Origin of the sequence: Paenalicyclobacillus ferrooxydans, assembly GCF_001399675.1 — a bacterium.
In the GTDB taxonomy this organism is placed as follows: Bacteria; Bacillota; Bacilli; order Alicyclobacillales; family Alicyclobacillaceae; genus Alicyclobacillus_B; species Alicyclobacillus_B ferrooxydans.
In genome coordinates this window covers 68010-88798 of sequence record NZ_LJCO01000077.1, presented here as the reverse complement: position 1 = coordinate 88798, position 20789 = coordinate 68010, and the positions used below count along the sequence as shown (strand labels likewise).

17 protein-coding genes and 1 riboswitch are annotated in these 20789 nt (G+C 50.8%); of the genes, 7 read left to right on the top strand and 10 right to left on the bottom strand.

Features of this window, described 5'->3' with window-relative positions:
* Nucleotides 1–54: 54 nt before the first annotated feature.
* From AN477_RS17700 to AN477_RS17685, 5 genes are all read right to left on the bottom strand, one after another.
* Nucleotides 55–1392 carry a hypothetical protein gene (locus AN477_RS17700; protein WP_054970500.1) on the bottom strand — a complete coding sequence of 446 codons (1338 nt, stop codon included), beginning with the start codon at nucleotides 1390–1392 and terminating at the stop codon, nucleotides 55–57.
* Between the two features lie 350 nt (nucleotides 1393–1742).
* Nucleotides 1743–3383 (bottom strand): glycosyltransferase family protein, encoded by a 1641-nt coding sequence (locus AN477_RS17695; protein WP_054970499.1) that lies wholly within the window; start codon nucleotides 3381–3383, stop codon nucleotides 1743–1745.
* A 9-nt stretch (nucleotides 3384–3392) separates the two neighbouring features.
* Nucleotides 3393–5552, bottom strand: coding sequence for a glycosyltransferase (locus AN477_RS17690; RefSeq protein ID WP_054970498.1), 2160 nt, complete (start codon nucleotides 5550–5552; stop codon nucleotides 3393–3395).
* Nucleotides 5553–5596: 44 nt separating this feature from the next.
* Nucleotides 5597–5764 (bottom strand): hypothetical protein, encoded by a 168-nt coding sequence (locus AN477_RS24690; RefSeq protein ID WP_157062038.1) that lies wholly within the window; start codon nucleotides 5762–5764, stop codon nucleotides 5597–5599.
* Nucleotides 5765–5774: 10 nt separating this feature from the next.
* Nucleotides 5775–6227: a hypothetical protein gene (locus AN477_RS17685; protein WP_054970497.1), complete on the bottom strand. Its 453-nt coding sequence runs from the start codon at nucleotides 6225–6227 to the stop codon at nucleotides 5775–5777.
* A 176-nt stretch (nucleotides 6228–6403) separates the two neighbouring features.
* Between AN477_RS17685 and AN477_RS17680 the strand changes: the two genes are divergently transcribed.
* Together AN477_RS17680 and AN477_RS17675 are read left to right on the top strand one after the other, a co-directional pair.
* Nucleotides 6404–6913: a hypothetical protein gene (locus AN477_RS17680; protein WP_054970496.1), complete on the top strand. Its 510-nt coding sequence runs from the start codon at nucleotides 6404–6406 to the stop codon at nucleotides 6911–6913.
* Entirely contained in the window at nucleotides 6900–8423 is a 1524-nt protein-coding gene (locus AN477_RS17675) for an exosortase/archaeosortase family protein (protein ID WP_157062037.1), read from the top strand. Before AN477_RS17680 ends, AN477_RS17675 begins: the two co-directional genes overlap by 14 nt.
* A gap of 84 nt (nucleotides 8424–8507) precedes the next feature.
* On the opposite strand, the gene AN477_RS17670 is transcribed toward AN477_RS17675, so the two are convergent.
* Together AN477_RS17670 and AN477_RS17665 are read right to left on the bottom strand one after the other, a co-directional pair.
* Complete coding sequence (locus tag AN477_RS17670; protein ID WP_054970494.1) at nucleotides 8508–9116, bottom strand: hypothetical protein; 609 nt, start codon at nucleotides 9114–9116, stop codon at nucleotides 8508–8510.
* Nucleotides 9117–9387: 271 nt separating this feature from the next.
* Nucleotides 9388–10068, bottom strand: a complete 681-nt coding sequence (locus AN477_RS17665) for a GGDEF domain-containing protein (RefSeq protein WP_054970493.1) — start codon at nucleotides 10066–10068, stop codon at nucleotides 9388–9390.
* Between the two features lie 293 nt (nucleotides 10069–10361).
* Between AN477_RS17665 and AN477_RS17660 the strand changes: the two genes are divergently transcribed.
* A complete protein-coding gene (locus AN477_RS17660) occupies nucleotides 10362–11459 on the top strand; it encodes an HD-GYP domain-containing protein (protein WP_169787921.1) in 1098 nt (365 codons plus the stop codon).
* 284 nt (nucleotides 11460–11743) lie between these two features.
* Here the strand turns inward: AN477_RS17660 and AN477_RS17655 are convergent, their stop codons facing one another.
* The 3 genes from AN477_RS17655 to AN477_RS17645 form a co-directional block, all read right to left on the bottom strand.
* Complete coding sequence (locus AN477_RS17655; RefSeq protein WP_054970491.1) at nucleotides 11744–12364, bottom strand: hypothetical protein; 621 nt, start codon at nucleotides 12362–12364, stop codon at nucleotides 11744–11746.
* A 168-nt stretch (nucleotides 12365–12532) separates the two neighbouring features.
* A complete protein-coding gene (locus AN477_RS17650) occupies nucleotides 12533–13942 on the bottom strand; it encodes an MFS transporter (protein ID WP_245631879.1) in 1410 nt (469 codons plus the stop codon).
* A gap of 43 nt (nucleotides 13943–13985) precedes the next feature.
* Nucleotides 13986–15287, bottom strand: coding sequence for a radical SAM protein (locus AN477_RS17645; protein WP_054970490.1), 1302 nt, complete (start codon nucleotides 15285–15287; stop codon nucleotides 13986–13988).
* Nucleotides 15288–15562: 275 nt separating this feature from the next.
* Between AN477_RS17645 and AN477_RS17640 the strand changes: the two genes are divergently transcribed.
* The 4 genes from AN477_RS17640 (at nucleotide 15563) to AN477_RS17625 (ending at nucleotide 20597) form a co-directional block, all read left to right on the top strand.
* On the top strand, nucleotides 15563–15988 hold the full coding sequence (locus AN477_RS17640; protein ID WP_083486408.1) for a MerR family transcriptional regulator: 426 nt from the start codon (nucleotides 15563–15565) through the stop codon (nucleotides 15986–15988).
* Between the two features lie 1034 nt (nucleotides 15989–17022).
* Complete coding sequence (locus AN477_RS17635; protein ID WP_054970489.1) at nucleotides 17023–17466, top strand: universal stress protein; 444 nt, start codon at nucleotides 17023–17025, stop codon at nucleotides 17464–17466.
* A 174-nt stretch (nucleotides 17467–17640) separates the two neighbouring features.
* On the top strand, nucleotides 17641–18585 hold the full coding sequence (locus AN477_RS17630; protein ID WP_054970488.1) for an L-lactate dehydrogenase: 945 nt from the start codon (nucleotides 17641–17643) through the stop codon (nucleotides 18583–18585).
* A gap of 85 nt (nucleotides 18586–18670) precedes the next feature.
* Nucleotides 18671–18756: riboswitch (cyclic di-GMP riboswitch) on the top strand.
* Nucleotides 18757–18947: 191 nt separating this feature from the next.
* Nucleotides 18948–20597, top strand: a complete 1650-nt coding sequence (locus tag AN477_RS17625) for a methyl-accepting chemotaxis protein (RefSeq protein WP_245631883.1) — start codon at nucleotides 18948–18950, stop codon at nucleotides 20595–20597.
* Nucleotides 20598–20789 lie beyond the last annotated feature (192 nt).

Genomic DNA, 20789 nt, shown 5'->3' with positions numbered 1-20789 from the left:
TAAGGAGTTCCCCGCCTCACTTTGAGATTTGTCTGTTAAATTCGTGGGAATCGGTTAGTTCTGTGGCAAGCCGCTCGGAGGCGTTAACGGAACATCATTGTAGGTGTACGACGCAGATACGGTTTCGTTAACTTTAACATCCGATATTTTTGATAGGGTGCTGTTGGTCGAATTACCCATAATGGACGACAATTGAGACATCGGCAGGTCTATCGAGATTTGTGACTGTTCCGCAGTGATGAACGGCAGTCCACTCACAGTTTGGACTTGGATGGTTACGGAGCCCATCATGCGACTCAGTATGGTAGTGAGAATTGCTTGCATCTGTGAAGGCGATAGGTTGCTCGATGCAGCTGTCTGTGACGCAACGGACTGCATCATAGGACCGAGCAGGGCCTCCATCGCTATCGGATTCAACTGTGCCGTATAGGTATATCCGGATGCCGTCGGTGTAGATTGTATATCCTTTAGTGCTGCGAGATTGATTTGTGAACCGGGCATCTGAGACTCAATTTGTTGGAGAAGTGCTGCCGATTGGGGTGACGCCTGCCATCCTTGCCCTTGATTGATCCAAACCTGCGAGCCTTGAATATATTCCTGAATGATGCTAGGCAGGGCGGCGGATCCGTTCCCCGAGGTTTGGCCGGATGAACTCGTGGAGCCTGGAGTTGGTGTTATTGTTGGCGTGATGGTGACAAGCATGGCTTTTTGGTTATTTACCATGCCGCTTTGCGATTGTACCTTCATGTCAATGGTCGTCTGACTTGGTAGTGAGGTAGAGGTGGTAGATGAACTCGAACTGGTGTTTCCGGTCTGGGGGGAGATGATTGGCTGGACCTGAAGCACTTCGTGAATGTCACCGGTCAACTGGGAATAGGGGGCCTTTTGAGAATTCGTAAATGCATTCGCTAATTCCTGAACGGCGGGTGACTCCATATTCCATTGCGATCCGTTCCAATTGGAGGAAATCCCGACCCGATTCAAGATCTGCATCACATACCAAATGGGCATGTACGTTGTTTTCTGGCCGGATGCAGGGTCAACAGCGACAATGCCTGAGACCTTCTGAATCAAGATGCCATTTAAGTAGATGGAGGTGCTACCCATACCTGGGTGGATATTTGATAGATCTACCTTGGCACTACTTGGCGCAGTGAGTTGCCACTCGTGACCATCCCAGACACTTTGGATATCCAGCGCGTTGAGGGCACGCATGACATACCAAATCGGCATGTATGTGGTCGAGTTATATACAATTTTGTGTGGTGCCGAAACATTGGTGTTGTCCAATACGATAGACCCAGTTTGTACAGTGGCCGCTGATGCAACGCTGCCGAATCCGAGCACGGTGACCATTCCAGTTGCAGCCGCAGCTGCTAGATACCTTTTCATGAACCTCTCCCCTTAAGGTCATATTTCAACACAACCTGTCATGGATACGTGTTGGAGCCCCGTAACATGACACCATCCCCATAAAAATCGTAAGACCCGTGCCCCCTTAAAGTTGATGTGAACCCATTGTTCATTATAGCGAATATCATGAGTGTTATAAAGCGTAAAGGTGGGCGGTTGATGTCAGGGGGAAGAAGGCACCGAGGAAACTGTGGAGGTGGAAGATGGGAGACCGGTGCATGGGGCGGCTTGCAGATGGGGGGAACAATACCCGACAAAGGTTTAGCGCTAATCCAAACCCCGCATTCTCTCACCAGTAGACAAAGCGGAGCTTTTCATAATATCTAACGTTAGGGAGCCAGGGGTGTTACAGCGTACAGTCGGTAGTGAGCAGAACCAGAGAACTCTTTAATCAGGTGGGTCCACGGAACTTTTCCAGCCCAGAGGCCTGGGTAAGCGCGATTAATAGCATCTAAGGAGTAACCAATGGAAGGCTGTGGAACCAAGATGGCATCTACTCGACCACGCGGATTAGCGAGCACACTTTGAAAGTCAATGTCTGAGGTAATGACACACTGGGATGGCCTGTCGAGACGCGCGATGACGGCCCAAGTGTCGAATGAATCAGCCAGCACAACCAGATTCGGGTGGGCATTAATATAATCACTTACTGCGATTTCTTGTCCAAATGTAGCGGACGGCACATTGTTCAAGATGTTCTCTATGGTTGTGTTTTCTCCGTGTCCAACGATCGGAGTTCGTAATTCGTGAAATGTCGCTACGTCTCCCGCAACGAACAGCAAGGTGGTCAATACCAAGGTGATTTTCTTCAGATGACCCTTGAATGACATGGGTATCAGGGCCAGCAGACATATTCCGAATGGGATGTAATAGATAAAGAAGCGTGCCCAGCCAGCACTGGCGTTCACATAGAGCATGACTGCTTGAAAAAGCGGTACTGCCAGGGTTGCCGCAAACAGGACAATCCACCGTGGGTCTGGCCGATACCGAAACTGTTGCACAAACGCCCAAGCCATACCGATGATACTCGGGAAGAACAAAAGCGAGAATCGGAATACGAGTTGAATTGCATTCCATAAATGATGGTTTGCGGCAGTGAGTGCGTTTGTACTGTATGAGCCAGAGGCAATCTGAGAGGCGTTTCCGTACGGTGACACGAGAAAATACAGTGGGTTTTTCATAATTAGCCAGTTGACGAACATCCATACCAATACCGAGTAGACCATCGGCATCGCATAGAGGACAAGCATGGCTTGCGTCTCTTGTTGAGGCTGTCTCATCCGCCACAATGCTATGGCAATCGCCAACGATGTGAATAGAAAGAAGGGAATCGCTTCATAGCGAAACATGAAGGCTGCAGCCAGCCACATCGCACCCACAGCGAGGGCTTCAAGCCTTCGCTCTTCTAAGTACGCTAAGGTTCCGCTGAGGGTCGCGAGCAGGCAACCCATGAGCATTCCGTCACTCATTCCGTTCGCATTATAGTATAAGGCCATCGGATTGAGGATAAAAAGCAGCACCCAAACAAACCGACTGGCTCTGCCGAAACCAAACCGATACAGGATGCGGTGCATGTAATAGACGGAAACCATACCGAACGCTGAACTGACAATGTTACTGGCAAATCCCTTTGTCACCAAGGATGGCCATTCATTATGGAGTGCTGCTATCGGCATTTCAAGCAAAGAAGGGAATGGGTTCCACACAAATCCAATAGCGCCGAAGTGCAGGTACCCACGGAAAAACACATAGTACGCGTTCATTACGCGTGACATCGCATCATCAAGTATGACTTGGTAATGAAAAACAAGGATGTACCCGACAGTGATTGACAGCGTAAAAGACAAGGAGCACAGCACGATGATTTCCCACAAAGGGGGAGCAGAGACCCTAACCGAGAATATGTCTCGGTTGGCTGTGAATGGCGCCCGCGACGGGGCTGTGAGTTGCCGTTGTTGCGTAACGGACATATTACTGATTTACATCCCCTGTCCCTGAGAAAAATTTTCTGCGTAAGACGTATCGAGACCGTGCATGGTCTTTTCCCAATAGGAAGGGCGGGTGATTAGCTGCCAGGTACCCTTCCACGCGGCAATTGACATAAAGGTCCAGTAAATGGGCGAGAAGACGACGTACTTGACTACATCCCAGGCACCACGCCTCGCCATTCCGACGACATTCGAATATGTAAATGCAAAGTTGCCAAGAACTAGATTGGCAAATGATGTATAGTAAAGCCAACCTGGAAACAGCTCGTGCGCTAGGGGAGCACCAAGTGCAAACCAAGACGTCGTGAGTCCCCATAACAAAGGGTTCAGTAAAAACGTGGCCGGAGTGCCGCCAACGATGATTTGAAAGCCGAAGAACCCCTTCCAACCGAGTTCCTTCCAGAGCGAGATTGGATGCCGCATGTGCACAAACCACGTTTGCAGGTAACCTTTCACCCAGCGTGATCGCTGCCTCACCCAATTGACGAACTCTGAATTGGCCTCCTCATGCGTGGTTGAGTTCATGATGGCTGTACGCCAACCGTCCCGGTGAAGTCGAATCCCTAGGTCCGCGTCTTCCGTCACGTTGTAAGGATCCCATGCGCCAATTTTCCGAAGCACTTCCGTTCGGAAGTGGTTGGACGTCCCTCCAAGTGGAATCGGGAGGTCCGCGGCATAGAGCGCCGGGAGTAACAAGTCAAACCACATCGCATACTCAGCGGTGAACCAGCGCGTCAACATGTTCTGCATTCCATTGAAGTAACTTAATTTCGCCTGAACACAAGCGACGTTCTCCGGAACCGACTGAAACGTTGCGATGGCCTTCAAAAGTTGATCGGATTCAGGAATATCCTCGGCATCGAAGATAACGACGTATTCCCCTCTCGCTCTCTGCAAGCCGAAGTTGCAGGCTTTCGGCTTTGTTTTGGGTTCCGATGTAGGTACAACAACGAGATCGACAAAATTCGGCAACCTTGAGGCCCTCGCTGCAGCAATGGTTTCTTCATCGTCTGCCTCGAGGAGAATTTTTACGTCAAGTCGATCTTTCGGATAGTCAAGGTTATTGAGCGCACGCCGAATGGTTGGTAGAACTGAAACTTCCTTATACAGAGGAACGAGAATGGTGTAGATCGGCAACGCTGCACGGTTGACCAAAGCAAGGTCTGAATCCGTCACGGCAACTTCAAGTGGACGACGACTGGAGTGCAGTATCCACGCCATACGAACAATCGTATTCAGTGTGTAAAATACCTGAACGACGATATTCAACACAACCATTGTCGGGATAAACCAAAGGGACAGGGATAAACCAAACAGCACTAAAGAAACAATCATCCCCACCCACTGGGGGATGGAGAAGCGCTTGTGTGCAGACCACTCAGGCGATGCCTCCACTAAGTCTCCAGTACTGCGCGCAGTGTGAGTGCTGCCGTACTTCACCGCATAAACCGCTGAGATGTCGCGCCAACCTGTGATGGCCACGGACAGCCGAAGCCCCGTCCTTTCGGTAAGTGTACGACGCGCGAATTGGTCTTCGGGGTCCACCATGGCCACTTTTAAGGTGTCACGGTATACAGCCAGAGGGATGCATTGATGATGGATCCAGAAGATGTCCTCGACGGCGTCCCAGACGGACTGTGTGGAGGGGGTTCGTGCTGTCTCAATGGCTTGGTTGACGAGTGAAACCACCGGGAGATTTCGTTGCCGAGCCACGCCTTCTGCAATATCCCAAAAATTGGCCCTGTTATCACTACTGAGAATGGCGCCGAGTTTGCCACCTGTTTGAGGTTGCGTTTGAAGTGCGTACAAAAGGTCTTCGGTCCCGATTTTTTCCTGCTGCAACAGGATGCCTCCGAGACGCTCATGTTGAAGTTCCTTGGGCAACCCATACACGCGGTCCATCGCATACTCCAGTTCCTCTGGAAGTGCCCTGGTAAAGACGATCTCGTAATGGAGTGCGACTTCTTGAAGGACATCTTCGCGAACGGTTCGAGCGCAGGCTACCCACAGTTGCCTGTCCTTCAACATCCAAGGCAGGATATGATGAGTTCTCGCTTCTTCCTCAGAAAGGAGTGCAGATGCCTGTTTCGATACAGGGTCAACCCATTTTCCTTCAGGTGTCTTGTAGGGATTCAAGCATACGAACATCATGAATTGACTCACAACCGTTTCTTCGGACGACGATTTCGAGAATCTCAGCGGCGGGGTGAACGTACACGCTGCCAGGTACTCTTGACCAGGTAATACACCGTTGCCAGTAAAAAGAAGATAACGGGGAGTGTGTAGAAGAGCCAAAACATGCCGCTCATGAAGATGAGGGCGATGACAGCACTGCTCACAAGCCACGCCAGTGTCTTCCTCACGCACATCACCCTATTCCTTCAGAAGGACGTGAAAGCTGCTGTCTTCAAAGAAGACATCCCGCACACTGGGGTTTCGCTTCAGCCAGCTCTCCAGTTGCTCCGTTGCGTCTACCATTGCATCAACCCGATAGACCCCGTCTCGATAGATACGGAATTTGACGGTGAGGTCGGGAAGTTCCTCTAAGTCGTCGACAAGTGGTACCAGTGAAGCAAACGTACGCACTGGGCCGAAAATCAGGGTTACCGGAATCTCATAAGAAGTCGTTTCTTGCAGGGCAAGTAACCGGTCTCGGCGCGCGGCGGCAAGGAGAATGGACGACTCCTCCAACTGCATCTGCAGGTCGTTCACCACAGCCTTCGCCTCGCCTAGGGCCGCCTTCAATTCCTGAATCTGTTCTTGTAAGCGCATCAGTTCCCCTTCAACTTCACTGCGGTCATAGCCGAGCAGACGAATTGGAAACAACGGGGAACCTCCTTATCTGCTAGTGGGCAAGGTCGAATACTGTTAATACATGCTGAAATATCGTACAGTATAGTATATATTGTCATTCTAGCGATTTGTACAAGCTTGCACAATGGAATAGATAGGGAGTTTGTGTTTGCTATAAAGAATGTTCGCTAAAAAGGGGGAGGGCGGTTATGAAGAAGTACAAGGTCCTTGCATCTGTCCTATTCAGTCTCGTAGTTCTCGTTAGTGGCGTACAGACAACGGTGTTTGCAGACCCCGGGGAGGGCAATACGCGGGGCACCATCAATCTATTGACTCCTGCGAATGCAGGACAGGAGATGTTCTTCACATTGTCCCCTTCGTCGAGGAATGAAGGCTCAAATAAAGATGGGAACCAGTTCAAGGTAAGGTTTACTGACGAAACGGCCAAAGATCAAAGAAGTACGCCCCAACCTGTTAATGTAAAACCGTCCTCACAACCGGGAGAATACCAATTCAAGATGCCAACAGACCTTGCCCAAGGGGATACCTATGACATTACCGTCACGCTGAATGGGATGACCTATGAGGGAACGTTTGTCGCCCCCTTGAACAATGGTGACCAATTGCCGGAAACACGCTACGCTATCGTGTTACCTATTATATTGCTTGCAGTTCTCGGTCTGAGCAGGAGAAGGCAGCGGAGAGTTGGTCAGAACTAAAATGAAAGCCCCTTCTTCATCACTTGCCCGACCGATGACATGGCTCATCGTCAGTGCACTGCCATTTATCCCGTTGTACGGAAAGTTGCTGTTGAATCTCTTTTCGGATACACCGGAGGCGTATCTATGCATTGTTCCGGTCCTTGCGTACGTGTGGGCATTTCGGCAACTGGTTTATGAGGTAACAGACTACCAGGACGATATGGAACTGAACATCATCCTTGGTACGTCTCTATCTGTCTTGGTGTTACTCATAGTCCTATGGGGACCTCGTCAGTTCCCGCTTACCTTCTATGGACGATCAGATATCCTTCTTCTGTGGCCCCTGTGGGGCCTCGCAATGGGATGGTTGTGGTTTGGTGTGGGGGTGACTCGCTGGTTATGGAAACCAATGGCTTACCTCATCTTGGCTGTGCCGGTACTCTACACGAGCTTGGCGGGTTGGGTTATCGGTGGTCTTCAATCCTTCACTGGAGATGCAAGCCGCTGGCTGCTCCAAAGTCAGTCATGGGTTCAATGGAACGGATCGGTCGGAGAAGTGACCCATGGTACGCAACACATTGCATTTTCTCTGGTTACGGCTTGCACGGGTGCCGACAGCATCCTGGCTGTGCTCCTGATACTTGTCTATCTATGGCCGCTCTACAGAGGATTTTGGGGATTGAAGTTGGTCTGGGTACTGACGGGGATGGCGTACGCGTTTTGTGGGAACGTCTTGCGTATCTCGTTTCTTATATGGATTTTGCACGAATCAGGTGTCTCCCAGCTATTCGACCTGGTTCATGCAGGCCTCGGACTTGTTATTTTTGCTTTGTTGAGCTACGCACTCGTACTGACCGGCCGCCTCTTTGGGCTGGTTAGATGGGAAGCGAAACAACCAGTCAAAATACTTGCGGTCACAGGCAAGTCCAGAACCTTCATCAGTATGGTCAGCACCATGGCATTCACGGTAATGGTGTTTGTTGCTTGGTCGGGAAATCAGACGAACATGTGGCGAGATGTTGTGACCACAACCGATATCTCAATCGGTCAATACCCGTTGATACGTGGGTATTACGCAACCGGGCTGGCATCGTATAATGATTCAAGTGTGCTTGGGGAAGGGACCCGCAGTTATGCGGTAGCTTATTCTACCCAGAGTGGTCAGTACTATCGTGTGGAGGCATGGACGACCCCTGCTGGATGGCGCCTGCAACAGTATAGTGTAAACAACTGTTTAAGCTTTCACGGGGACACGATTTTAAGTCGTGAACTGCTCCGATCTGTTGTACACGTACACGGGAGCCTGTATTCCGTTGTGGTTCCCCCGCTGTCGCGCGGCATGGAGCCTGACATTTACGCGGTGGCCGCTTACACGTTCAGGGTTCAGGGGGCATCGGGGCAACCGGTTTATGAGCGAATCGAAATTTCGACACCCCTGCGCCAGGCAACAAACTCACAGCCAGGGACACTATCGACCGCGTCCTTGGTACAGTTCGCAAATTCTCTGCTCGGGTCTGTCATCGAGTAGAGAAATGACACGCCGGAATCACGGGTCTTGGGCTTTTAACATAAAGTCCCGCCATCGGGCGGGACTGCCGGTCTCGTGACTTCGTTAATCACCTAATAAACGACGCCAAAACGACTTTGGTTTAGTAACCTCGTCTCGCCCTTTCACCGCACTTTCTTCTAATATCCGGAATTTTTCTCGGTTCCATTCCCGTTCTAGCTCCATTGCTCGTTCTACGAACTGCCGCGTGGCTGCCAACTCACGTTCGACTGTATTTCTCAACGCTTCTTGCTCATGCATGGTCGTCTGACTGACCTCTGGAAGCTCAGTAAGCCGCTGTGCGAGACCATTGATGGTCCTGTTTTTCTCAAGTCCATCTTGTGTTAGTGTAGCAACTTGCCTTCTTAGAAACTCAATCTCACTTTGGAGCGAAGAGATATGGGATTCATAAGCCTGAATCGTGTATTGACTCGCGTTCTGAAGTGTGCGGACATAACCCCAATCGCCGTCACTTACGTCGTTCCAACGTATCCGCTCGTCGTCCGGATGACCGTACTCATTTGGCAGGACAACATACCATCTCCCGTCCACCTTATACCCTTGCAGACTTCCACGCTGAATCTTTTTGCGTAAGGCCTCTGCGGTACTTTCCATGAGGGCGGCCGCCTCATTTAACTCGATGCCGTTCAGTTGACTGTCTGGACGTTTGTCCATGTGTAGTAGACCTCCTGTCCGGACGTCTCTTGCCGTCCGTCCATATCCGGACAGAGTGCCAGCGGGAGTCAACCAACCCACTGGTTAACTACTCCAACGTCACCCTTTTGACTTTCTACAAACGCTTGTCAGTATTTCGATTTCATTATATAGCATAGTATAATTTTTGGTAATTTTGAGATGCGATATTTTCAGGCGTCACAGAATGCGCCGGCTTGTAGGTTGAAGAGTGGGAATACCGGTGTCTTCTAGGTGGGTTTCGGTGTTCGGTCTACACAGAATCAAGTAAGTGACGCACTTTATGTGTGTACATACGCTGATCTGCAATTCGAATCAATTCATTTGGGGATCTCGCATCTATCGGGTAAATAGCGTCTCCTATCGACACGGTAATCTCTCTACCCACATCACGAGACAAGCTCTGGAGTGTTCGTTCTATCATCCTTACCAGCGTATCTGATGATTTATCCTTTAGTTGGGATGTGATGATTAAAAACTCATCTCCGCCCCAACGTGCAACCATACAAGAAGGCATTGTGTTCCTTAAAAGTGCAGCGGACACACCTTGTACGACCTCGTCACCGATCTCGTGGCCGCAGGTATCGTTAATCATTTTAAAACTATCGATGTCTACTAGAAAGATCCGCAATTCCTGATTGTTTCTGCTGGCTCTTTCCAACATTCCCGGGAATTTAGCCCACACGAACCTACGGTTGTACAGGCCCGTTAAGTAATCCCGTTCTGAATAAAAACGTGCTTCGTCGTATTTTTTTCCGAGCCACCACAAGAATACAAGAATGAACGGTGCATAGATGAAATCATACTTTAAAAAACCATCCGCTATGAGGAAGGCCTGGGATTCACGATAATTTATCAAGAAATATGAAATATGCCATGCGGCAATGACGAAAATGGCCACTAGAGGCGTGAATATTCTGCCGTTATATTTCATGGATTTCACTTCCATAAATTTATACTTAATATAAGATACAATACCAATATTTTCGTATATATTCCATAAATTACGTCTGCATTCTATAAATTAATTGAATAATACGGTTGAAGCTGCGCTGAAACCGTCAGCCGCGTTACTTTCAACTGACCCACTTATCTCATGTATTCACCAATTACATAGTTAAATGTAACGTGGTTTTGTGGATACCTTATGGTACACTCTGGATATCCATGTAGGGGTGATAGTTGTTGAGGATGGTGTCCATTCGAAATTTGGAAAGTGGCTGTGTGTTGGCTAAACCGATACTTGGATCTGATGGACGTATCTTATTACAATCTGGAGTTGTTTTAACTTCAGGATATATTCGTCGGCTTCAATTGATGAACTTTAACTACGTCTACATTCAAGATTCCGATACGTATGATATCCAAATAGAGGAGACCATCAGCCTTGAAGTTCAACAAGAGGTCGTCTCGAGGATCAAGAACATATATGACAGTTTGGCAGATCCAAAAGGCAATCAACAGCTGATAGATTCTGGGAAACTCGGACGCGAATTCACAAACATTTTCAAAACACTATTTCAATCATTGATGTCCGACCACAGCTTCATCGTAAACTTAAGCGCAATTTATACCAGCGATGCGTACTTGTATACACACTGCATGAACGTTGGCACAATGGCTAGTGTTTTAGGCATGGCTGCGGGATTCAATAACGACCGGGTCTTTAAATTTGGACTTGGCGCAATGCTGCATGACATCGGAAAGATTAAAGTCAACCAGGGCATTCTCAACAAACCCGGTAAGTTCACGGAAGAAGAACGGGCCGAGATTGAAAAGCACTGTGAACTTGGATATGAAATGCTCATCAAACAACCCGATATTCCTTCTGTCTCCGCGCACTGTGCCCTGCAGCATCACGAGAAATTTGATGGTACGGGGTATCCTCGAAAGCTTCGAGGCTCCGAGATTCATGAGTTCGGCCGAATACTAGCCATACCCGATGTGTACGATGCACTCACGTCAAACCGAGTCTATCGCCCAGCCATGCTCCCCCATGAAGCCGTGGAATACTTGTTTGCCCAGTCTGGGTCACACTTTGATCCTGAATTTGTGCGACTCTTTCTAAATCACATCAACATCTATCCGAACGGTACGCCAGTTCAACTGAGTAATGGTTTATATGGGGTAGTAGCCCGGGCAAACTCCCATAACCTTCAAAGACCTGTAATCTTGGCTTTGAACGATAACGGGCACAAAATAACTCCGTATGAATTAGACCTCTCGCAAGAATTGCATATCACCATCGTGGGACGTAACACAGAGGAAGCCCCTCCATCTGCAATAAATGCGCATGGTTTGGGAGATGAAATGAATCTGGCCTAGATGCAAAGTCCTCGAAACCTGTTCGCTGTTTTGAACGTGGGGATTTTTGCCGTTTTATGGATGGTGTTGGGTATAATGAAACGCAAATACGTTCTTTCATTGATACACGCGGAAACTCCATTGTGATGAGTTGTATCGGGGTGGCGCCTTCCGTGACAATACACCATCGAGAACGTCGGGCAGATTGTTGGCGTATGACCATCACTTCTTGTCCATAGTGCGGGGGCTGAGCCGAGGCTCAGCCTGCCTTCTAAAAACATTCCTCCGCATCCTGACTCAGTGTCCTACCTTCGAACCTGCTTTCTTGCTGGAACGCGTGTCTTGCGCCGCTTTTTCGCGGGCTGTTTCGCGGATGCCTCTTTTTCACCGAGCACCTTTCTCATTTGCGACTGAATCGCAGCAATCTCGCTCTTCAGCTCCTCCTCTGACATACCGCGAATGGTTGCTTCAATACGTGGGTACATCCGGTTGGCGCCGTCACGCATCATCATGCCTTGAATACCCCTTGCGTCCTGCAGGGTGCTGTCCATGTAGCGCTGGACCAACTCTAACAGACGGTCGTGCATGGTCAAGCCATTCGGTTTCCAATTTGGATCAATATACCCTGGGCGCCGCTGTGGACGTTGTGGCATCTGCTGTGGGCTACCTTGTTCCGAACCGCCTGGCGGCAGTGGGGTTGCTGGTTGCGGACCTCGTTGCGATCCTCCCTGAGGAAACTGTTGGCCACCTTGGGGCGGCAACGGACCGACTGGACCGCCCGGACCGGGTGCACCCCACGGCATCATGCCTGGCCCGGGTACGGGTGCGGGTCCTTGGATGGGCCCTGGCATAGGTGCTTGCATCGGACCTTGACCGGGTACCTGCGTCTGCGGGCGCACTGGTTGTTGCCTCTCATTGTCAGCCATTTGCTTCGCCTCCCATGACGGTACGGCATTTGGTGGGGGAGTACGCTGTCAGTCGTTTCAGTCGGCTGAGGCAGAGGTCCCCCACGCATCCGTTCCATGCTCTTGGTTGGCATTTTATGCACTGGGCACTCGGTGTGGGGCGGTATTTGCCGTGGGCGAACGCACAACCTAGGCTGTCCCGTGTCGGCCTTTGGGGAGTCGCAGGCTCATCGCAATCACAAGCAACCCCATGATAGCGAGTGCGATTCCAAGGGTGTGCAGTTCAGGTGTACCAATGGCCCTTGAGAAGACAAAGCCGAGAAACACAGTCGACAAAATCGTACCCATGTACCGAGCCATCATAAACAGTCCGGAGGCAACGCCCATCATCTTTGCTGGCGACGCGGCGAACAAGGCTGTTTGCAGTCCGATATTGTTGAGCCCGTTGCTCAGCCCAAGGATGAAAAAGACGACGGACATCCACAAGATGGAGGAGTGGAGCGTGATCGTCAAAAACAGAATGGGACCTACGGTGAGGCACAAACCGGCTAACAAAAGAGGCGGGCGCGATCCCGATTTCTCCACCCACATCCCGGTTAACGGAGACACAATGACACTTGATCCCGCGATACAAAGCATCAACAGCCCCGTGACTTGGGCGTCAAAGTGACGCGCTTCCTGCAGGTAATCCGGGATGCCGAAGAAGATGCAATAAAAAATGATGTTGACCGTCACAAACTGAATCTCCACCCAGGTGAAGGACATGTTTTCTTTGAACATGCGCAGATCGATGAACGGCCGTGCTACCCTGAGCTCCTGCCAGACAAAGGCGGCCAGGAGAAGTATCCCGACAATGCCTGTCCACCAAATGGCATGCTGACTGATGGAAAGGAGGAAGACGAGAACCAGAATGATCATTGCTGCGAAAAAGCCGATACCAAGCAGATCAAGCTGACCGAACAACGCCTTGAGCCCGGACGATCTCGCTTCAGCGGAGTTGTCGAACTTGTCGGGCGGCAAAAGGAAAATGGCCATCAAGATGCCGACCAGGATGATGGGGAGGTTGATCATAAAAAGGGCCGGCCAGTCCCCAAAATGCATCGCGAACCCACCGATGGAGGGCCCGAACGCTGCCGCACCGGAGGAGAAGATGCCAAGGAAAGCGATGGCTTGGGATTGCCTTTCGGTCACCCACTGCCGCACCATGGCCATTCCGGCGGGGAAGAGGGCGCCGCTGCCGATGGACTGAACGAGACGAAGTGCAATGAGCCAGGCGAAGGTCGGGGCGAACGGAGCGGTTACGGATGTCACGGTGACCAGGATCAATCCAATGATAAACACCCGTTTTCGCCCGACGCTGTCTGCAACCTTGCCCATCACAGGCTGAGCGATGGCGCTCGCAAGATAATAGGTAGAGATAAGCCATGACACTTGCGAAAAACTGAGCGAAAAAACCTGTTGCAGGCGTGCCACAGCAACCGAGATCATCGAAGAGTTCAGAGGGTTTAAGAGAATCCCCAAGGCAACAGTAATCAGAACAAGGTTGCGTCGCTTCTGAACAAAATCAGTCACGGCGGGTACGGTGTTGAGTCGAGACAATGGTGTTCCCCCTTTATGCAAAAGACAGTTCTGTGATTGTCTCTCAGTAAATGTGCTCGCGCACGTAGTAGCCGGTGACTTTGGCCGCGGTCGCCTGATTCAGCGCTGATTTCCAGCGCATCATCTCTCGCTCAATCTCATCCTCTGTGTACGGGATAATGTCGTCGTGCTCAGCTGCCCCGATGTACTCTCCGTGAGATGGCAGCACAAATGGTGAGAGAAAGACCTTATCGACCCGAGTCAGCTCGGCCGCTTTGAGCAACTGAACGGTGTGTGAAAAGTGTTCGTCCGCATACCTTCTGTCTCCCACGCCGACCATCACAATCGGACCGACGGTGAAACCAGCCTGTTTCAGGGTCCGAATGGCAGCCAGTGCTTCGCTGCCAGGGCCGGGCTTTTTGAGGAACTCCCGCAGCGGATCGTAACCGGATTCGAGTCCCACGTAGACCGTGTCAATGCCAGCTTCTCGCAAGGTGTACAGGGCCTCGATGGACTTCTTGTCCAGATTGAAGGTGTCCATGAACGTGGCAAATGATGCAGCTAAGGGACCCAGCGACTCGCGAATCTGCTTTATCGCCACCAGCAGACGATCCGCTGAAACGACCAGTGCATTGCCGTCACCGAGAAACACGCCCGTCCTGTCCTGTAGGCGAGGGCCAAAAAAGGATTGAATCGCACCTAGATGTTGTTCCAGCTCGGCGGGGGTTTTCACGTGAAATCGCCGGTCACGGTAGAAATCGCAAAACAGACAACGGTTATAGGAACACCCTTCGGCAACCTGAACGACCAGGGTCTTGTACTGATCGGGTGGCAGGATGCTGATGGGTTTATAGGTCCTCTGAAATGCTGCCTCGTCTGCAGCCAGGGCCTCCGGCGTCCACTGCTGAAGGAGCTCAGTCCAGCGCAGGGCATCGCCTCGGGAGGCAAGAGACTCGCGGGAGTTTGCAAAGCGCGCGGCATCGGATTCGGGACAATCTGGCGTGCTGTCAGAGTAAGACAAGGCAGCTAAAGCCGCTTCATAGACGGTGCGGTAGAAGGCGTTTTTCTGGTCTTTGGAAAAATCATGATATGTACGGCGGCGTCCAAACCACTTTAGGTCTTCACGATGGGTGATATCGATAGCAATCAGAAGCAGGCGATTATCCAGACCGCGCCGGATGGTGAGATCACGGCCCGTTGCGCGCACAAATCGGCCCGTTCTATCGAAATGGCAGAACAGATCGAACGAAGAGTCGAACGCGATAGGGACGGTCTCCATCGGCAGCAATTTGTCAAAACGGCCGCGTGGGAATTGTAAATGAACCTGTAGAGTATCGTCCTTTGCTCGGACATTTTGTATGGTCATGGTTCAACATCCTCACAATCGTACCTTTTCTATGCAACCCATACAGTATACTACTTCAGGGAGAGCAACATGGAAAACGTGAACGATAGTGCTTATTCAGGCCCCCTTTTCCCGATGATCCGGGGCTGGGCGCATGTTTAAAGAATTTTTGAAAACGTTTCCAAAAGCTTGTCCTTTGTGTTGACGCCAACGTTAGAATTCTGTATATTCAATGCACGCAGAAAAGTTTGGGGTTCACGATCTCTGTTGGAGAAAAACTGGGAGGAGGTTATTCTTTGCGTCATTTGTACACCATTTCCGAGTTGACTGATCTGTTTCAAATCACCACCCGGACCCTGCGCTACTATGAGGAGATTGGACTCCTTCATCCAAGACGCCGGGGTACGCAGAGGCTATATGCAGAAGCGGATCGGGCCCGTATTGACTTGATTCTTCGCTCACGTCGACTCGGGTTTGGATTGGAAGAAATTCGTGAGTTACTGGAGTTGTATGACACGGATCCGACCAACGTCATTCATCTCGAGGATGTGTTGAACCGAGGTAACCGTAAAATCCGTGAAGTCGAAAAGCAGCTTCACGACCTGCAGTCGCTGCACGCAGAGTTGGTGGATGTCCGTGAACGGATCCTGCAAGCCCTGGATGAACGTGTCTTGGACGAAGGAGATTCTGGTGCTGAGGTAGACCTGTACGGTCGTGTCTGACAGATATTGATGTTACCCTGCTGGTCAGCCTCCACCGAGCAATCTCCATCGAGGCGATGGCCAAGAGCAGGGTCTATTTGTGCAGTGAGCTGCTGGGACTGCCTATGTTTTAGCAGCCTGACGTTGCGGATAGAGACACTGGAACCGGGACACTAGAGGACTTGGCCCCGGAACGTCCGCAGTTCGCAGTTCGCAGTTCGCAGTTCGCAGTTCGCAGTTCGCAGTCCGCAGTCCGCAGTCCGCAGTCCGCAGTCCGCAGTCCGCAGTCCGCAGTCCGCAGTCCGCAGTCAAAAAACATAGGTGCCAAAACAAAAAAAGGACCGGACATTTGAATGCCCGGTTGGTGGGAAAAGGACACGGGTGCCAGCCTCCCCGTATATATCAACATTAAGTTGTTGATGGATCCCGCCGCAGGATCTCCGATTCATCATCTGGGACCCACTCGTTCTTTCCCAGACTCTGATACCTAATTGAACTTCACTGCAGAGCCATCTGGTTGAGCGAACCGATTCTTACTTATTGGTTGCAGCTATCGCCATGCCTGACACGGTCGTCAGCACTGGTCGGAGAGGCGGGCACCTCTGGCCTTTTCTGTGTCACCAAGTTTGTTCGCGTTCCTTCAATCAAGGAACTGTACTTCGGAATAGATTACCTTCCCAAGAAGTCTGCCAACATGACCGTAACGTTTCGTTCATCGAGCAAAGAGCATTGCACCCCCTGCTCGGACTTACTGTTTCTGGCCCATTGGAATCGTCTTCTTTCGTTTTGCTTGAGTTTATTATCTCCGTTTTCTCTTCGATATGAAATAGCACCCGAAGACCGTTTTTATGTCTACTTCGTACTAGTCCAGATGGGTGGTTATAATCCTTCGTACGGCCCTCCACGTGCAGCGGATGTGGACTCATAATGAGTACGCACGATGAGTAACGCATGATGAGTAACGCATGATGAGTAACGCATGATGAGTACGCACGAAAACTCATGCATTGTCGATAGTCTCGAGAGAGACGTACTCGAAAGGGGACGTATGCCATATGAACCGCATCTTGTTTGCAACCGACGCATCTGTATCTGCCGAGCGAGCCAAAGACGTCGTACGGCATCTGTTAGAGTCGTGGCCCAACGCGACACTCATGGTTCTCTATGTAACCCGTCAACTGAATGGCTATGAGCCTGAATCCCTGGAGAGTTTGAGCGTTGAACAGGGTACATTTAAGGAAATTGAAGATATGGCAAAGCACCAGTGGTTCCGCGAGTTTGAAGGGCGGGTATCCTGCAAACATGTTTACGGAGAACCGGCTCTTGTCATCTCAATGGAAGCGAAGGAACGCGGCGCTGATTTGATCGTGCTTGGCGGACGAGGAGTGGGTCAGCCCGATCCGCTTCTCACGGGCAGCGTCAGCCACGGCGTACTTTACACCTCACAGGTGCCGGTGTTGGTCGTGAAGGGAGACGCAAAAGTACCTGCGATGGTATAGCTGCAATTGAAGTCGCCGACGTACTGGCGCTGGTATAACCTCAACCGGCGACGCCATCGTAGCTGCTGCGGCGTAACTTCAGCAGTACAGGGACGAATGGCTTCGCCCCTGTATAAAGCTGCGCCTGTTGTGTAGAATATTCTGCAAAAGTAGCACCGAAGGGATGGTTCGGGGATGGGGCATGCGGGAAACCGGAAGATCGTTGTGATTGGCAGCGGTGCAGTCGGTGCAACGACTGCGTACACGTTGATGCTTCGGGAGAGGATGAACGAGTTGGTTTTGATTGACGCGAGAGCAGACAAGGCGCTCGGCGACGCGCTGGATATGAACCACGGGATTCCCTTCACTCACAGTGCGAACATCTGGGCGGGTACGTATGAAGACTGCCGGGGGGCCGATATCATCATTGTGACGGCGGGGGCTGCTCAGCGGCCGGGAGAGTCCAGGCAAGACCTGCTTGTGCGTAACGTCGCCGTCTTTGCGGACATCATCACCAACGTGACGAAGTACAATCACGACGGGATCCTGCTTATTGCCACAAACCCGGTAGATGTGCTTTCTTATGTCACGTGGAAGCTGTGCGGGTGGCAGAGGGAGCGGGTCATCGGATCGGGCACATTACTGGACAGTGCAAGGTTCCGCTACCTGATTGGCCGAGAATACGGGGTCGACCCGCGCAGCGTTCACGCGCATGTCATCGGTGAGCATGGCGATACGGAGTTGCCAATTTGGAGTCGGGCGAACATTGCGGGGGTGCCAGTGGAGCTGTCTCCAGAACGGAGGGCCGAACTATTTGCAGAGACTCGAGATGCGGCGTATCAGATTATCGCCGCGAAAGGCGCGACCTATTACGCGATTGGCCTGGCGCTGGACAGGATCTGTGCGGCCATCCTCGGTGACGAACATGCGGTCTTGAACGTATCGACGTATCTGCAAGACTACCATGGCATCCAGGATGTATACCTCGGTGTGCCTTCTGTGGTCGGGCGGTTCGGTGTGGAACGTGTTGTCGATCTCGATCCAAACGACGACGAAATCTCCCTGCTGCGGCATTCGGCGGAGGTGTTGCGGGAGCGGATCGACCTTGCGATGTCAGTCATTCAGAGTAAAGGCAAGTAGCGCATTTATCATAAATTTCCTGTTGATTTCCTGGTAATGTCGAATCATAGTATATTTTGTCATATATTACATACCTGTTTGCATCGAAGAATACGGGCACAGTACGAGGAAACTCTACGTCGCAAAGCCACGGATCTACGGGCACAAGCCTATGACGGCCTGGTTGCTATCTTCTTAGCAGAGACGTCCCGTGTTCATGGAAGGGGCGCTTTTTTATGTTCAGCTCTCCTTCCGCAATTGAAAAACGTATTGAAGGGGGAGGGATCCTGGGCGGCCCTTGGAGCCGGAACATTGGTGGTAGTCACAACTGATCTACGATGGTGTAGAAGCAGAAACGGGCAGAGGTGAACGTGTTGGCAAAAATGTTCAGGCTTAGATTAAGGGGATTAGGACTCAATTCATCAGTTCGCATGAAGTTAATATCCATTTCACTTGTGCTTTTAATTGTTCCAAGTGTAGTCATTGGTCTTGTCTCTTATGTAGATGCCAAAAGTCAATTGAATCAGAGCAGCAAAATTGCATTAAAAAATGATGTTGAGCTGCTAAATGCGACGATTGGCAGCTTTAATGCACAAGTTCAGGCGGGAAACATGTCTCTTGCTCAGGCACAGGAACAAGTAAAACAGATCGCTTTAGGACCGACGCAATCTACTGGACTCCGTCCCATTAACCCCAAATATGATATCGGCAACAATCGTGGATACTTCTTCATCTATGATACAAAGGGCAACGTGTTGGCCAACCCCACCGCTCCTGAAGGAAAAAATTTATGGAATGCCAAAGACAAGAACGGGACTCATATGGTTCAGGACATTATTAAAGCAGCAGAAAATGGCGGAGGGTACACCAATTATATTTGGCCGCTACCCGGGCATCCAAATCAGCTTCAGGAAAAAATCGTCTATTCGGATGAGGCGCCGGCTTGGGGATGGATTGTCGCTGTTGGTTCATACGCAAGTGATTTTAACAGCGGTGCAACCAGTATTCTCATTAATTTGATTATCACCCTTGGCATTGCGTTAGTTTTGGGACTTATTTTGTTAATCCTATTCTCGAACCGCTTGTCAAGGGCGATTAAGCGCGTGGCAGAGCAGGTGGGCAGGGTTGCAGACGGGAACCTTGCTGTCGAACTGCTAGAGATTACATCGAGTGACGAAGTGGGAACGCTATCTGAATCTACAAACAATATGGTTCTAAAACTGCGTGACATGATATCTAATGTTCTTGCGGCAGCGGAGAATGTTTCAGCGGCTTCGCAAGAGATCTCCGCGGCCACTGAACAGATGGCTGCAGGGAGTACCGCTCAAGCACAATCCGCTGAGACCGTTAATCAGCTGTTCAAAGAACTGTCAACAGCCATCCATTCCGTTTCTGAACATGCGGAACATGCAGCTGAATTGTCGTCTCAAACCGTGGGCTTGGCGCGCTCGGGCGAAGATATTGTGCAGAAATCTGTAGCAGGAATGAATATCGTCAGCCAACAAATTGCTCGGCTAAGTGAAGATTCCAATCGCGTCGGTCAGATTGTTGAGGTAATTGAAGATATTGCAGACCAGACGAATTTGCTAGCCCTGAATGCAGCGATTGAGGCTGCGCGCGCGGGAGATCAGGGCCGCGGCTTTGCCGTCGTGGCTGACGAAGTGCGTAAGCTGGCGGAACGAAGTAGTGAAGCCACCAAGCAAATCACAGCAATCATCAAGACCATGCAGGCGAACACAGAAAAGAGCGTTCAGGCTGTTCATGAGGGTGCTGAGTCGACAAGACAGAGCGGTGACGCATTTGTGAATATTGCTTCCATGGTGGCTGCTTCCGCGGATAAAGTCACAGAGATTGCAGCAGCTAGTGAGGAACAATCTGCGCAGGCTTCGGAAGTGTTGCGTTCGATTGAAACGATCGCTGCAACGGCAGAACAATCAGCAGCAGGTATTGAGGAAACGGCATCTTCCTCGCAGTCGTTGGCTCAACTGGCCGAAGAATTGAGTGGACATGTTTCTGCTTTCAGAGTGAATTGATGCGGTTTACAGATACAGCGAGTCTCCCGCGTGGAGGCTCTTTTTTTTGCATCGGCTGCATCCCTGTGTGTCCGAATTTTCGATAAAATAAATGGTGAAGGGCATAAGAATCACGGATTGTTTACGGACTACGGACTACGGACTACGGACTACGGACTACGGACTACGGACTACGGATGGGTGACGGGTGAC